The organism is Kocuria sp. CPCC 205231, from assembly GCF_040980965.1.
Classification (GTDB): domain Bacteria; phylum Actinomycetota; class Actinomycetes; order Actinomycetales; family Micrococcaceae; genus Kocuria; species Kocuria rosea.
Genome location: NZ_JAVKPP010000116.1, coordinates 1 through 515, shown reverse-complemented (window position 1 = coordinate 515; position 515 = coordinate 1). Strand labels below are relative to the sequence as shown.

The following is a 515-nucleotide window of genomic DNA, read 5'->3' as shown; positions in this document are numbered from 1 at the left end:
TGCGATTATTCATCTCTTTCCATTTCGCCAGATGCCCTGCTGGGCAGACGTACAGATCTGCATCCTTGTTGTATTCAAAAGGGAGTTTGTTTGTTCGATTACCGTCAATTACAGAGCTTAAACGAGCAGAGAGGCGCATATTGTTTTCCTTTGCCATTTTGAGATTCTCCTTGCTGGAATATGCCTTATCTGCTACTATGGAATCAACTTCCATTCCTGCTTCCTCTGTCTTTTTTATCAATTCTGGCAATTGCTGTCCATCACCCTTCTCGCCGGAGGTGACGGTAGCTGCGGTGATAATTCTCTCATCGCTCATAGCTATATGCGTCTTATAGCCAAAGAATGAAGAATGCGCTGTTTTATGTCCTGTACGGGCATCTTCATCTTTTGATATTACGCCTCGGGTCTCTGCATCGGAAATGGTTTCTTTCAGCATGTTAAGACGTTCCTTGACTGCAGGCATATTGGCAGTTGCAGCGTCAGCTTCTACTGTCGCAACTATCGTTTTGGCTGCA

Annotated in this window: 1 protein-coding gene; it reads right to left on the bottom strand. The window is 44.9% G+C overall.

Annotated features, from left to right (window positions below):
• Positions 1-515 (bottom strand): transposase (locus tag RF640_RS19135; RefSeq protein ID WP_368828679.1); only part of this gene is annotated, 515 nt, incomplete at both ends.